Source organism: Pseudomonas sp. R19M, assembly GCF_050312585.1.
GTDB lineage: Bacteria > Pseudomonadota > Gammaproteobacteria > Pseudomonadales > Pseudomonadaceae > Aquipseudomonas > Aquipseudomonas palleroniana.
On the sequence record NZ_JBNPJV010000102.1, the window covers coordinates 62,905 to 77,453 of the forward strand.

General features: G+C 60.8%; 12 protein-coding genes. 10 read left to right on the forward strand and 2 right to left on the reverse strand.

The annotated features are described in order from the left end of the window. Nucleotides 1-11: 11 nt before the first annotated feature. The gene (locus ACQRBT_RS26125) at nucleotides 12-1,871 is read left to right on the forward strand and encodes a DUF3857 domain-containing transglutaminase family protein (RefSeq protein ID WP_161550165.1); all 1,860 of its coding nucleotides are present in this window, start codon (nucleotides 12-14) and stop codon (nucleotides 1,869-1,871) included. 133 nt (nucleotides 1,872-2,004) lie between these two features. On the opposite strand, the gene ACQRBT_RS26130 is transcribed toward ACQRBT_RS26125, so the two are convergent. Continuing rightward, nucleotides 2,005-2,898 carry a LysR family transcriptional regulator gene (locus ACQRBT_RS26130; RefSeq protein ID WP_060756446.1) on the reverse strand — a complete coding sequence of 298 codons (894 nt, stop codon included), beginning with the start codon at nucleotides 2,896-2,898 and terminating at the stop codon, nucleotides 2,005-2,007. A gap of 129 nt (nucleotides 2,899-3,027) precedes the next feature. Between ACQRBT_RS26130 and ACQRBT_RS26135 the strand changes: the two genes are divergently transcribed. The 6 genes from ACQRBT_RS26135 to ACQRBT_RS26160 all read left to right on the forward strand — a co-directional run bounded on the left by ACQRBT_RS26135 (nucleotide 3,028) and on the right by ACQRBT_RS26160 (nucleotide 10,798). Then, on the forward strand, nucleotides 3,028-4,689 hold the full coding sequence (locus ACQRBT_RS26135) for a GMC family oxidoreductase (RefSeq protein ID WP_090372071.1): 1,662 nt from the start codon (nucleotides 3,028-3,030) through the stop codon (nucleotides 4,687-4,689). 84 nt (nucleotides 4,690-4,773) lie between these two features. Then, complete coding sequence (locus tag ACQRBT_RS26140) at nucleotides 4,774-6,396, forward strand: MFS transporter (RefSeq protein ID WP_104993256.1); 1,623 nt, start codon at nucleotides 4,774-4,776, stop codon at nucleotides 6,394-6,396. Between the two features lie 195 nt (nucleotides 6,397-6,591). Then, entirely contained in the window at nucleotides 6,592-8,541 is a 1,950-nt protein-coding gene (locus ACQRBT_RS26145; RefSeq protein WP_412046956.1) for a DNA topoisomerase III, read from the forward strand. A gap of 131 nt (nucleotides 8,542-8,672) precedes the next feature. Beyond that, nucleotides 8,673-9,113 carry a CBS domain-containing protein gene (locus ACQRBT_RS26150; RefSeq protein WP_412046957.1) on the forward strand — a complete coding sequence of 147 codons (441 nt, stop codon included), beginning with the start codon at nucleotides 8,673-8,675 and terminating at the stop codon, nucleotides 9,111-9,113. A gap of 8 nt (nucleotides 9,114-9,121) precedes the next feature. Further along, a complete protein-coding gene (locus tag ACQRBT_RS26155) occupies nucleotides 9,122-9,973 on the forward strand; it encodes an NAD-dependent protein deacetylase (protein WP_104993255.1) in 852 nt (283 codons plus the stop codon). Nucleotides 9,974-10,468: 495 nt separating this feature from the next. Further along, entirely contained in the window at nucleotides 10,469-10,798 is a 330-nt protein-coding gene (locus ACQRBT_RS26160; protein WP_060756451.1) for a hypothetical protein, read from the forward strand. Nucleotides 10,799-10,865: 67 nt separating this feature from the next. On the opposite strand, the gene ACQRBT_RS26165 is transcribed toward ACQRBT_RS26160, so the two are convergent. Next, entirely contained in the window at nucleotides 10,866-11,768 is a 903-nt protein-coding gene (locus tag ACQRBT_RS26165) for a LysR family transcriptional regulator (RefSeq protein WP_090372079.1), read from the reverse strand. Between the two features lie 133 nt (nucleotides 11,769-11,901). Here ACQRBT_RS26165 and ACQRBT_RS26170 point away from each other — a divergent pair, with 133 nt between their 5' ends. Genes ACQRBT_RS26170 through ACQRBT_RS26180 form a run of 3 tightly spaced genes read left to right on the forward strand, consistent with a single transcriptional unit; the run spans nucleotide 11,902 to nucleotide 14,488 of the window. Next, nucleotides 11,902-12,600, forward strand: a complete 699-nt coding sequence (locus tag ACQRBT_RS26170; protein ID WP_060756453.1) for a CoA transferase subunit A — start codon at nucleotides 11,902-11,904, stop codon at nucleotides 12,598-12,600. Nucleotides 12,601-12,635: 35 nt separating this feature from the next. After that, nucleotides 12,636-13,295: a CoA transferase subunit B gene (locus ACQRBT_RS26175; RefSeq protein ID WP_065872325.1), complete on the forward strand. Its 660-nt coding sequence runs from the start codon at nucleotides 12,636-12,638 to the stop codon at nucleotides 13,293-13,295. An 11-nt stretch (nucleotides 13,296-13,306) separates the two neighbouring features. Next, nucleotides 13,307-14,488, forward strand: coding sequence for an acetyl-CoA C-acetyltransferase (locus ACQRBT_RS26180; protein WP_161550142.1), 1,182 nt, complete (start codon nucleotides 13,307-13,309; stop codon nucleotides 14,486-14,488). Nucleotides 14,489-14,549 lie beyond the last annotated feature (61 nt).

Genomic DNA, 14,549 nt, shown 5'->3' on the forward strand with positions numbered 1-14,549 from the left:
CAATGTCCCGTTTGTACCGTTTTCCGTTTCACCGCCCGTTGCTTGCCCTCAGCCTGGGTCTCGCTGCCCAGTCCACCTACGCTGCGTTACAACCCATGGCCGAAGCCCCGCTGGCCAGCGACACCGAACTGCACTGCCACTTCAACCGCGACGCCAGCACCGACTGCACCACCACCTACCACTACACCATCCTCAAGCCCAACGGTCGCGAAATGCTTTCGCGCATCGACTTCGATTACTCCGAAGGCGACACCTTTGAAGTGATCAGCGCGCAATCCACCCAACCCGGCGCGAAGCCGGTAGCACTGGGTGCCGCACAGATCGACACACGCACCGCGCCCAACCCGGACCAGGGTTTCAGCCGCGACAAGCAGACCTCCTTGGCCTTCCCTAACTTGCGCGTCGGCACACAGATCCGCCTGACGGTGCGCGAACACAACCCCGCGAAACCGCTGATGACCCAGTTTCACTACGCGCTCAAGTTCGGTCCCAGCGCGACGCGGCGCGACCACTTCAAGGCACGCTTTACCGCCGAACGGCCGATCGAGTGGCGCAGTGAATTGTTCGAGGGTTTCAAGGTGACGCCCTCGGCGAACGGCAAGACTCTGGATGTAGTGCAAAAAGCCCCCGCCTACCTGAACTACATCAACGAATCCGCCAACGCCGCCCTGTTGCGCATCCCGCGCCTGGAGGTGGGCAGCGCACTGGATCGCCAGGCGTATTTCGGCGATTTCGCCCAACGCTACAACCAGATCCTTGGCGCCAGCCTGCCCACGCAAAGTGCCGCCGCCGTAGTCGCCGCACGCGGCCTGGCACCGGCCGAACAAGTCGCCGCACTGATGCAACACATCAACGACCACTACCGCTACCTGGGCGACTGGCGCGCCACCGAACGCGGCTACGTGCCGTTCAACCTGGCGGAAATCGAGCAGCATGGTTATGGCGACTGCAAAGACCTGGCGATTCTGCTGACCGCCATGCTCAAGGCCAGTGGCATCAAGGCCGAGACGGCCTGGGTCAGCCGTGGCGATGTGGTCGAGTCCTTGCTGATCCCCGGCACCCTCGCCCCGAACCACGCCATCGTGCGTGCCGAAGTGGATGACCAGGTGTGGTGGCTCGACCCGACCAACCCGGTGTTTGCGCCCGGCCAGGTGATGCCGGACATCCAGGACCGCTGGGTACTGGTCAACGATGCCCAGGGCCAGGTACGCGAAGAACACATCCCGCTGGAACGCCCCGAAACCACCCTGCTCCTGGATAAAAAAGTCCACTTCGACAAACAGGGCAACGGCGCGACCCAGGCCACCATCACCTTCAGCCGCCTGCCGCTGATGCAACTGAGCGTCGCCGACCGCCAGCAAGGCGCCACTGCCACCGACCAGAACATCTGCGCCAACTTCGGCAACGAGATCAGCGACTGCCACATCACCCGCGAGCCCACCGCCTTCGTCATGCACGATGGCTATACCGTCAAAGCCACCTTGAACGACCAGCATGCCCTGGAAAAACTGGCGAACGATTACGTCTACAGCGATGCATCCTTGAAAGATCGCTGGGACAGCTTCATCAACTATCGCCGCCACGGACAACAGGCTGAACTGTACCTGGGCAACCCCGAAACCAATGACTACACCATCACCCTCAGCGGCGGGCAAATGGAAAAAGCCATCCCCGGATGCCAAGTGCGCTCGCCCTGGTACGACCTGGACCTCGACGGAACCCTCAAGGATGGCGAACTGCGCTACCACTACCGCCTGAGCCAGAAAAAGCGCTGGCTGACCCACGATGAGATTGCCAGCGAGGCGTTCGGCACGATGATTGAGAATGCGCGGGCGTGTGCCGAGCAGGTGCATCAGGTGGTGAAGCTTTAGGGTCGTCCTGACGCAACACCGTCCAATTGTGGGAGGGGGCTTGCTCCCGATAGCAGCCGGTCAGTCAATACATCTGTGACTGAGCCACCGCTATCGGGAGCAAGCCCCCTCCCACATTTTTAATCCGGTTTATTCAGTCAGGCTCGTTGAGCAGCAACGCTTGCTCCCGTGCACACAACTCCACGACGTAATCCCACAACACCCGCAACCTCACGGATTTGTGCAACTCCCGCCTCGAGCTGATCCAGTAACTGCGCTGAATACTCTCCCCCGGCAACAACGCCACCAGATCCGCATCCCCCGCCGCCATGAAGCACGGCAGTACCGCGATGCCCAACCCCGAACGCGCAGCCTGGTGCTGGGCAATCACGCTGGTGCTGTGGAAGACCACTTTAGGGTTTCGGCAGAAGCTGCTGAGGAATTTCAGTTCCTGGCTGAACAGCAGGTCATCCACGTAATCGATCCATGAATGGGTGGCGAGGTCTTCACGCTTTTCGATCGGCGGGTGACGCTCCAGGTAGGCGCGGCTGGCGTAGAGCGCAAGGCGGTAATCGGTGAGTTTGCGCGTGACGAGTTGGTCGACGCTGGGGCGTTCGAGGTGAATGCTGATTTCCGCTTCACGGTTGAGGATGCTGACGAAGCGCGGCACCGCCACCAGTTCCACTTCCAACCCCGGATACCGCTCGAACAGCCCGCCCATGCGGCCGGCGAGGAACATCACCCCCAACCCTTCGGCCACCCCCAGGCGGATCTTGCCCAGGGGCGCGGCTGAATGAGTGAGCTCGTCTTCGGCCAGCAATGCGACGTTTTCCATGGCCTCGGCATGCTTGAGCAACGCTTCGCCCGCGGGCGTCAGTTCGTAGCCCTGGGCGTGCTGCACGAACAGCGCCGTGCCGAGGCTTTTCTCGATGGCTTCGATATGCCGAGCGACGGTGGCGTGGGTGGTTTTCAAGCGTTGCGCGGCGGTGAGCAGGCGGCCACTGCGCTGCAACTCCAGAAAATACCGCAGGTCGTTCCAGTCGAACATATCGCCTCCGTTGCGCAAGTCCCATGCACGCTGTTTAAAAACGCACAGCAGCTGGGTAAAAACTAACATTTTTAAGACGAAAACTAACAACTAGGATGAAGCCAATAAGAAAAACAAGCGAGACCCGAGATGCCCAGTGCAACTGCTCAATACGATTACGTGATAGTGGGCGCCGGCCCGGCCGGCTGCCTGCTGGCCAATCGACTGTCGGCCAACCCCGCCCACCGTGTGCTGCTGCTCGAAGCCGGCGGCCGCGACAACTACCCCTGGATCCATATCCCCGTCGGCTACCTGTTCTGCATCGGTAACCCGCGCACCGACTGGTGCTTCAAGACCGAAGCCCAGGAGGGCCTGCAGGGCCGTGCGCTGAGCTATCCACGGGGCAAGGTGCTGGGCGGTTGCTCGTCCATCAACGGCATGATCTACATGCGCGGCCAGGCCAAGGACTACGACGGCTGGGCGGCGGCGGGCAATCCGGGTTGGGCCTGGAAAGATGTACTGCCGCTGTTCAAGCAGAGCGAAAACCATTTTGCCGGCAGCTCTGCATTTCACGGCGATGGCGGCGAGTGGCGCGTCGAACAACAGCGTCTGCACTGGCCGATCCTCGACGCATTCCGCGACGCGGCCGCGCAAAGCGGCATCGCAGCGCTCAACGATTTCAACCAGGGCGATAACGAAGGCTGCGGTTACTTCCAGGTCAACCAGAAGGCCGGCGTACGCTGGAACGCAGCGAAGGCGTTTCTCAAGCCGATTCGCCAGCGGCCCAACCTCACCGTGTTGACCGAGGTGGAAGTCGACCGCGTGTTGCTGGAAAACGGCCGGGCAACCACCGTCCTAGGCCGTCAGCATGGCCAGCAGGTCGGCTGGAAGGCGCGCCAGGAGATCGTGCTGTGCGCCGGTTCCGTGGGCTCCCCGGGCATTCTGCAGCGCTCTGGGATAGGTCCTTCCAACGTGCTCAAGCCATTGGGCATCAATGTGCTGCATGACCTGCCGGGGGTGGGCGGCAACCTGCAGGACCACCTGCAGTTGCGCCTGATCTACAAACTGGAAAACGCACGCACCCTGAACCAGATCGCAGGCTCGGTGTGGGGCAAGATGGGCATGGGCCTGCGCTACCTGTATGACCGCAGTGGCCCGTTGTCGATGGCGCCCAGCCAGCTCGGCGCGTTTGCCCGCTCCGGCCCCGAGCAGACTTCGGCCAACCTTGAATACCATGTGCAGCCGCTGTCCCTGGAGCGTTTTGGCGAGCCGTTGCACGGGTTCCCGGCCTTTACCGCCTCGGTCTGCGACCTGCGCCCACACAGCCGTGGCCGCATCGATATCCGTTCGGCCAACCCGGCAGATGCCCCATTGATCCGGCCCAACTACCTCAGCCATCCGGAAGACCTGCGAGTGGCCGCCGACGCGATCCGCCTGACTCGGCGGATTGTTGCAGCGCCGGCGCTGAGCCAGTTCAAGCCGGTGGAATACCTGCCTGGTGACGCACTGCAAACCGAAGAGCAACTGCACGAAGCCGCCGCGCGGATCGGCACCACGATCTTCCATCCAGTGGGCACCTGCCGCATGGGCGATGACAAGGACGCGGTGGTCGACGCGCAACTGCGGGTGCATGGCGTACCCGGCCTGCGCATCGCCGATGCGTCGATCATGCCGCGCATCACTTCCGGCAACACCTGCTCACCGACCTTGATGATCGCTGAGAAAGCGGCGCAGCTCATCTTGTCGCCCAATACTGTAGAAGCGAGCTTGCTCGCGAAGAACGTCAACGAAAACGCAGCGCATCCGGCTTAAAGAGGCAATGAATGAAGCAATAGCGGCGCCGCCCCCGGCGCCGACAGTGGAACAACAATAAATAATCACTGTGAGGGCTACCCGATGTCAGAACATGCGCAACCCCTGGGCTCGGTAATCGACGCGAGCACCAGCAACGACTCAAAGAAAGTCATCTTCGCCTCATCCCTGGGCACGGTGTTCGAGTGGTATGACTTTTTTCTCTACGGCGCCCTGGCGGCGGTAATCAGCAAACAGTTCTTTGCCGGGGTCAACGACACCACCGCGTTTATCTTCGCGTTGATGGCCTTTGCTGCCGGCTTTGTGGTGCGGCCGTTCGGCGCCCTGGTATTCGGCCGCCTGGGGGACATGATCGGGCGCAAATACACGTTCCTGGTCACCATCATCCTGATGGGCGTGGCGACCTTTTGCGTCGGCTTATTGCCCAACTACGCCAGCATCGGCATCGCCGCGCCGATCATCCTGATCGTATTGCGCATGCTGCAGGGCCTGGCACTGGGCGGTGAGTACGGCGGCGCGGCCACCTACGTGGCCGAACATGCCCCCGCCGGCAAACGCGGTTTGCACACCAGCTGGATTCAGTCCACCGCCACCATTGGCCTGTTGTTGTCACTGCTGGTGGTGCTGGCCTGCCGTTACTTCACCGGCGACCAGTTCGAGGTGTGGGGCTGGCGTGTCCCGTTCCTGTTCTCCATCGTGCTGCTGGGCATTTCCACCTGGATTCGCATGAGCCTGCATGAATCGCCCGCGTTCCTCAAAATGAAAGAGGAAGGCAAGGCCAGCCGATCGCCGATCCGCGAATCCTTCGGCAAATGGGAAAACCTCAAGGTGGTGCTGATCGCCCTGTTCAGCATCAACGGCGGCCAGGCGGTGACCTTTTACGCGGCACAATTCTATGTCTTGTTCTTCCTCACCCAATTTTTGAAGATGGACCCGGCCCTGGCCAATATGCTGCTGATCATCAGTGTCGTGATTGGCGCGCCGTTCTTTATCCTGTTCGGCTGGCTGTCGGACAAGCTGGGCCGCAAACCGGTGTTGATGCTCGGCCTGCTGCTGGCGACCGTGCTGTACTTCCCGATCTTCAAGGGCCTGGCCCATTACACCAACCCGGCGATGGACCAGGCCAGCCGCCAGGCACCGATCACCGTCTTGGCAGACCCTGCCACCTGCACCTTCCAGTTCGATCCAGTGGGCAAGGCGCGTTTTGACAGCCCGTGCGACAAGGTCAAGACCTTCCTGGTCAAACAGGGCCTGCCTTACCACAGCGCCGCCGCCCCGACAGGCAGCCCGGTGCAGGTCAGCGTGGGCGATGTGCGCATCGACGGCTTCGACGAAGCCGCCCTGCGTGGCGCGGTGACCTTGGCCGGTTACCCGACATCAGCGGATGTGGCCCAGGTCAACAAGGTGATGGTGGTGGTGTTGATCGTGGCACTGATCCTGATTGCCGCCATGTGCTACGGGCCGCTGGCGGCGTTGATGGTCGAGCTGTTCCCGACGCGGATCCGCTATACCTCGATGTCGCTGCCCTACCATATCGGTAACGGCTGGTTCGGCGGGTTCCTGCCGACAGTGTCGTTTGCGCTGGTGGTGTACACCGGCGATATCTTCTACGGCTTGTGGTACCCGGTGGTGGTCACCGGGGTGAGCTTGATCGTGGGGTTGTTCTGCCTCAAGGAAACGCGGCATGTGGATATCGATAACAACTGATCCGCTCTGCTGATCCCCTGTGGGAGGGGGCTTGCTCCCGATAGCGGTCGCTCAGTCAATGCACTTGTGACTGAAGCACCGCCATCGCAAACAAGCCCCCCTCACATTTTGCTGTACATCCATACAGATAACAGTTGATCAAAACCCTCCAACTGCGCATCCTGCAAGGCATCAACCCGATCTGATGTGATGACCATGCGGCTGTACCTCTGTGAAAAACCCTCCCAGGCCAAAGATATCGCGGCCGTGCTCGGCGCCAGCCGGCGCGGCGATGGGTGCTGGCTGGGCAATGGGGTCACAGTCACCTGGTGCATCGGCCACCTGCTGGAAACCGCCCCGCCGGATGCCTACGACGCCAGATACAAACGCTGGGTACTGGCCGACCTGCCGATCGTCCCGCAGAAGTGGAAGATGCTGGTCAAGCCCAAGACCGCCAGCCAGTTCAAGGCGGTCAAGCGTCTGCTGGGGGAAGCCCAGGAGTTGGTGATTGCCACCGACGCCGACCGCGAGGGTGAAATGATCGCCCGTGAACTGGTAGAGCATTGCCGCTATCGCGGGCCCATCCAGCGGTTGTGGCTGTCGGCGCTGGATGACGCCTCCATTCGCAAGGCCCTGGCCGCACTCAAGCCTGGCGCTGAAACCTTCAGCCTGTATCACTCGGCCCTCGGCCGTTCACGCGCCGACTGGCTGATCGGTATGAACATGAGTCGCTTGTTCACCCTGCTCGGGCGCCAATCCGGTTATCAGGGCGTATTGCCGGTAGGCCGGGTACAGACGCCAACCTTGCGCCTGGTGGTGGACCGCGACCGCAGCATCGCCGACTTCGTGCCGGTGGCCTACTGGGCCATCGATGTCGACCTGCGCCACGAGCGCATGACCTTCACCGCCCAATGGCGTGCAGGCGAAGATGCCTGCGACGACCAGGGTCGTTGCCTCAACCCACAGCTGGCTCGGGAGGCGGCCGACGCCATGAGCCACGCCGCCACCGCGCGATTGATGAAGTTGCGTACCGAGCGCATGCGCGAGGTGGCCCCCCTGCCCTTCGACCTGGGCACCCTGCAGGAAATCTGCTCGAAGAAGCTCGGCCTCGGCGCCCAGGAAACCCTGGACATCGCCCAGTCGCTGTACGAAACCCACAAGGTCATCACCTACCCGCGCAGTGATTGCGGCTACCTGCCGCTGAGCCAGCACCACGAAGCGTCGAACATTCTTGCGGCACTGGCGCGGGCGGACGCGACGCTGAATGAACTGATGCCCCATGTCGATCCGCAGCGCCGCTCACGGGCGTGGAACGACGCCAAGGTCAGCGCGCACCACGGCATCATTCCCACGGGAGCCGGCAAGGACGTCACCCAACTGACCGGCAAACACCGCGCCGTTTACACCCTGGTTCGCGCGCGCTACCTGGCGCAGTTCCTGCCCAACCACGAGTACGATCGCACCCAGGCGGACTTTGACTGTGCAGGCCAGGCGTTGCGCGCCGTCGGTAAAGTGATCATCGAGCCGGGATGGAAGCGCGCCTTGCCCGAAGCGCTGGCGCCCGCCAAAGGCCGCGAGGCGCCGGCCCCGCAGGCTTTGCCGACATTGGTGCAAGGTCAGGACTGCAGCGTAGCCAAGGTCAACCTGAAAGACCTGTGGACCCAGCCCCCCAAACCCTTCACCGAAGGCGACCTGATCAAGGCGATGAAAAACGTCGCCAAGCTGGTGGAAGACCCGCTGCTCAAGCAAAAGCTCAAGGACACTACCGGTATCGGCACCGAAGCCACTCGCGCCGGGATCATCCAGGGGCTGTTGGACCGTGGGTACCTGGTGAAAAACGGCAAGGCGCTCTGCGCCACCCCGGCGGCATTCAGCCTGATCGACGCAGTGCCCCGCGCCATCGCCGACCCCGGCACTACCGCCATTTGGGAACAGGCGCTGGACATGGTGCAGAGCGGAGAAATGAGCCTGGAAGAATTCGTCGCCAAACAAGCGGCCTGGATGAGCAAGCAAGTGGCTCGCTGCAACGGCATGCGCATGACCATCACAGGCCCGGCAAGCCCTGGCGGCGAAAGTGCTCCCCCATGGAAAAAGAAACGAAAAAGCGCACCCCGCAAGGCCGCTACCACCCCAAGGCGGGGGAAAAAACCTGCAAACAGCGGGTAACCGTCAAAAAAATCCAGCGAATGACGCTTTTCGACAGGTTTAACGCCGCTTTGGACCTTGCGGCCCCGTGGCCCGTCTAGGATTCTGTAGGAGGACCCTGACTTCCTAACAACAACACCGGAGTGGCCGCCATGAAAACCGTTGCAGAAGTGCTTAAAGCCAAGGACCAGAAAAACCAGGACGTCCATACCATCCAATGGGACCACACCGTATTTGAAGCACTGGTTCGTATGTCGGAGAAAAACGTCGGGGCCTTGCCGGTGGTCAAGGAAGGCGTAGTGGTAGGGATCATCAGCGAACGGGATTACGCACGCAAAATCATGCTCAAGGGGCTATCGTCAGTCACGACCAAGGTTCATGAGGTGATGAGTTCTCCGGTGATAACCGTCGACACTCACAAAAAGGTCGATGAGTGCATGAACATCATGACCGACGGCCACCTTCGTCACCTGCCCGTGGTCGAAAACGGTCAACTGCTGGGCCTGCTGTCCATCGGAGACCTGGTGAAGGAGGCCATCGCCAGCCAGGCTGACCTGATCAAGCAATTGGAGCAGTACATCCGCGGCGAATAGGGGAACCCATGCTGGATACGCTGGAACATCAGGAAGACCACCTCGACACCCTGCACCAGGCCATGGCCGAACGGCGCTTTCTGGTACTGACCGGTGCGGGGATCAGTACATCATCGGGCATCCCCGATTATCGCGACAGCGAGGGCGTGCGCCGGGGCAAGGCACCCATGATGTACCAGGAGTTCCTGGCCACCCCGCAGGCGCGGCGTCGTTACTGGGCTCGCGCCATGTTGGGCTGGCCACGGGTACGCATTGCGCAACCAAACAAGGCGCATCTGGCACTGGCCGCGTTGCAACGCCGCGAACAAATCAGCGGCTTGATCACGCAAAACGTCGACACGCTGCATGATCAGGCCGGCAGTCATGATGTGATCGAACTGCACGGCAGCCTGCACCGGGTGCTGTGCCTGGACTGCCAGCAGCGCAGCGAGCGCGATCTGATCCAACGGGTGATGGAAAGCCAGAACCCGTACCTGGCGGATGTCGACGCCGTACAAGCGCCCGACGGCGATACATTGCTCGACCCCGCCTTTGAAGAACGCTTCCAGGTCCCCCACTGCCCCCATTGCAAGGGGCAACGGTTGAAACCGGACGTGGTGTTTTTTGGCGAGAATGTCGCCCAAGCCACGGCAGCCAAGGCAATGGCTGCGGTGGCGCACGCCGAAGGCTTGCTGGTGGTGGGTTCCTCACTGATGGCCTATTCAGCGTTTCGCCTGTGCAAAGCGATGATCGAGCAAGGCAAGCCGGTGATTGCCATCAACCTGGGCAAGACCCGCGCAGACGACCTTTTACAGATGAAGATCGAAGCATCCTGCGAGCGGCTGCTACCCCTGCTGGCCGAACGACTGAAATGCCTGTAGTGAGCGGGCTTGCCCCGCTCACTACATAGCCACTTTTGACCTCGACCTGTCTTCCAATAAATGACGCTCAAGTCACGTTTTACGGCAGGCCCCCGTCCCTACAGCAGTTTATGTAGTGCTTTAAAATAATCACTACATAACCGTTGACGTAACGTTTTTGTCCTTGCATGATCTAGACGTCTCCCGGATCGGGAGCGTCGGTAACCCGTGTTTTGAACAAGCTCGTCTGACCGCCGAGCTGTTTTTTCCGGATGTGCACTGCCCACAAGGCAGATTGATGAAGCTGACCGGCCCGCAAGGCTCGGTACAAGGAGCTCAAACGCTGCTTGTCTTCGTTATGAAACCATTGCGTAGCAGTTCATCAGCAAGACTACATGCATCAGGTTCAAGACCCTGCCCGTATTCGGCAGACAGTCGCTGACGCCCGGTTTTCGGAACCGGAGACAACTAACGTGAATCAACTGATAGATCGCCAACTGGTCAAGGGGCTTACACATGAATCTGAACAACCAACCAACTATCAATGAATTGGCTGAAATGTTCGCAGCGCAGAAAGACACACTCGACGACCATATCCTGTGGGTAGGTAAATCGGGCGAAGTGAAAATCGACTGCCTGGCGCCCCACACCGAAGAAGCCGAGTTCGACCGCAATAACCGTGAACTGGCGGCGCGCCTGAAGATGTACCGCCGCGGCCAGGGTTATGTCGGCAAGAAGGCTGCAGCTGATCGCAACTTTATCGAGCAGGTGTTCGACACACTTAACAATGCGTGGGCGTCTTTCAAAGACAACTCACAAGTTAAAGTGATCGACCGCTACTACTAACTGGCAAGTAGTACTCACCCTTGTATGGGAGCTGGCCAGCCAGCTCCCATATTTATAGTGGCCGTACTTAGAAAGTTGGAAACCTGCCCTTCCCCGCTTCATCCCTGAAGATATCAAACAATACCTGCGCCGCCGCCGAAAGTTCATGCCCCGGCTTGGTCAGCACGCCAATGGGCCTTTCGATCACCGGATCACTCAAGGTGATGCAGTGGGCACCCGCTTCCTCCATCTGCCGCGCACATAAAGCGGGGACAGCGCTGACGCCCAATCCACTGGCAACCATCTTGCCCACCGTGGCTAACTGATGGCTTTCCAGAGCCACCGGCAGCTTCATCTGCAGGGCGCCGAGGTGCTCCTCCAGCATGACCCGCACAGTGGATGGCCGTTGCAAGGTAATGAACGGTTGCGCCAACAGGGTTTTCCAGTCGATTTCGACGCGCTCGGCCAAGGGTGAATCGCCCGGCACCACCGCGATGAACCGGTCCAGGTACAGCGGCGTAAATGCCAGCGAAGAAGCCTCGGAGGGCTCGAACGCCACTCCCAATTCCACCTGCCGGTCGCGCACCATCTCCAGTACCTGCTCGTTGATCAGGTCGTGCACCGTCACGTTCACTTGGGGGTAACGTTCGCGGAATATCTTGAGAATCGGCGGTAACAGGTTGCCCGCGAACGATGGCATCGCCGCCACCGTCACGCGCCCGCGCTGCAAAGTGAAGCGCTGGCGTAGTTCATCCTCGGCATTGTCCCAGTCGGCGATCAGCCGACGCGCCAGCGGCAACAGCGATTCACCTTCAGGGGTGAGCGCGACGTTACGGGTATTGCGGCTGAACAAGCGTCCGCCCAATCCCTCTTCCAGGCCCTTGATGGTCAGACTCAGCGCCGATTGGGAAAGGTGCAGACGCTCGCAGGCCGCGGCAAAACTCAGGCTCTGGGCCACGGCGAGAAAGGCACGCATCTGTTTAACGGTCATGAGGCGACTCCGAACGGCCAGGCGACTATGCTGTTTTTTAAATCAATCAACCTTAAAAAACAACTTAACAAATCAATGCTTCGGCGCAACACTCGGTTTATTGGCTGGCCCACAAACAATAAAAGAGGTGCGTATGGCAGGTTTCGATAAACGCGTGGCGTCCTATGAAGAAGCCCTGGCAGGCCTGGAAGACGGCATGACCGTGTTGTCCGGTGGTTTTGGCCTGTGTGGCATTCCGGAAAACCTGATTGCCGAGATCAAGCGCAAAGGCACCCGCAACCTGACCGTGGTTTCCAACAACTGCGGCGTGGATGGTTTTGGCCTGGGCGTGCTGTTGGAAGAAAAGCAGATCAGCAAGGTGATCGCCTCGTACGTCGGTGAAAACGCACTGTTCGAGAAGCAGCTGCTCAGCGGCGAAATCGAAGTGATATTGACCCCCCAAGGCACCCTGGCGGAAAAAATGCGCGCCGGCGGCGCCGGCATTCCGGCCTTCTTCACGGCAACCGGTGTCGGCACTCCGGTTGCACAAGGCAAGGAAACCCGCGAATTCAACGGTCGCCCCTACCTGATGGAAGAGTCCATCACCGGTGACTTCGCCATCGTCAAAGGCTGGAAAGCCGACCACTTCGGCAACGTCATCTATCGCCACACCGCTCAGAACTTCAACCCGCTGGCCGCTACTGCGGGCAAGATCACCGTGGTCGAAGTCGAGGAAATCGTCGAACCGGGCGAGCTGGACCCGGCGCAGATCCACACCCCTGGCATCTACGTCGACCGGATCATCTGCGGCACCTTCGAGAAGCGCATCGAACAGCGCACCGTCCGCAAATAATCCGCCTCCAGCCCAGACAATAAGAGGAAAAAAACATGGCTCTTACCCGCGAACAAATGGCTCAACGCGTCGCCCGCGAAATGCAGGACGGTTTCTACGTCAACCTCGGCATCGGCATTCCGACCCTGGTGGCCAACTACATTCCCGAAGGCATGGAAGTGATGCTGCAGTCGGAAAACGGTCTGCTGGGCATGGGCCCGTTTCCGACCGAAGACACCATCGATGCCGACATGATCAATGCCGGCAAGCAGACCGTGACCGCGCGTATCGGCGCCTCGATCTTCTCCTCCGCCGAGTCTTTCGCGATGATTCGCGGCGGCCATGTCGACCTGACCGTGCTCGGTGCGTTTGAAGTGGACGTGCAAGGCAACATCGCCTCGTGGATGATCCCCGGCAAGCTGGTCAAAGGCATGGGCGGCGCCATGGACCTGGTGGCCGGAGCGGAAAACATCATCGTGATCATGACCCACGCGTCCAAGGACGGTGAGTCCAAGCTGCTCAGCCAATGCAGCCTGCCGCTGACCGGTGCGAACTGCATCAAGCGTGTTCTGACGGACCTGGCCTACCTGGAAATCGAAAATGGCGCTTTTGTCCTCAAGGAACGCGCACCTGGCGTCAGCGTCGAGGAGATTGTGAGCAAGACCGCCGGTAAACTGATTGTCCCGGACCACGTTCCAGAAATGCACTTCCAGTGAGGACAGATTCCATGCAAGACGTCGTGATTGTTGCTGCCACCCGCACCGCCGTGGGCAGCTTCCAGGGTTCACTGGCCAGCATTCCGGCACCGGAACTGGGCGCTGCCGTGATCCGCCGCCTGCTGGAGCAGACCGGCCTGGACCCGGCCCAGGTGGATGAAGTGATCCTCGGCCAGGTACTGACCGCAGGCTCCGGCCAGAACCCGGCGCGCCAGGCCTCGATCCTGGCCGGCTTGCCCCACGCGGTGCCCAGCCTGACGCTGAACAAGGTCTGCGGTTCGGGCCTCAAGGCCCTGCACCTGGGCGCCCAAGCCATCCGTTGCGGTGACGCCGAGGTGATCATTGCCGGTGGCATGGAGAACATGAGCCTGGCGCCGTACGTCTTGCCTGGCGCGCGCACCGGTTTGCGCATGGGCCACGCCAAGATGATCGATAGCATGATCACCGATGGCCTGTGGGATGCGTTCAACGACTACCACATGGGTATCACCGCCGAAAACCTGGTGGACAAGTACGGTATCAGCCGTGAGGCCCAGGATAGCTTCGCCGCCGCCTCGCAACAAAAAGCCGTCGCCGCCATCGAGGCCGGGCGTTTTGTCGATGAGATCACGCCAGTCCTGATCCCCCAGCGCAAAGGCGATCCCGTCGCCTTCGCCGTGGATGAACAACCCCGTGCCGGCACCACCGCCGAATCCCTGGCCAAGCTCAAACCTGCGTTCAAGAAAGACGGCAGCGTCACCGCCGGCAATGCTTCCAGCCTCAATGACGGCGCCGCTGCCGTGCTGCTGATGAGCGCCGATAAAGCCCGCGCCCTCGGCCTGCCCGTATTGGCGCGCATTGCCAGCTACGCCAATGCCGGCGTCGACCCGGCCATCATGGGCATCGGCCCGGTCTCGGCGACACGCCGCTGCCTGGACAAAGCCGGTTGGCAACTGAGTGACCTGGACCTGATCGAAGCCAACGAGGCTTTCGCCGCGCAGTCTTTGGCGGTGGGTAAAGAGCTGGAGTGGGACGCTGACAAGGTCAACGTCAACGGCGGTGCCATTGCCATCGGCCATCCGATCGGTGCGTCCGGCTGCCGCGTGCTGGTCACCCTGCTGCATGAAATGATCAAGCGTGATGCAAAGAAAGGCTTGGCGACGCTGTGCATCGGTGGCGGCCAAGGCGTAGCCCTCGCCCTCGAACGCAACTGATTCAACGCGCACTACGGAAAAGGCCCGGTTCCACGCAAACCGGGCCTTTTCTTTTTTGCAG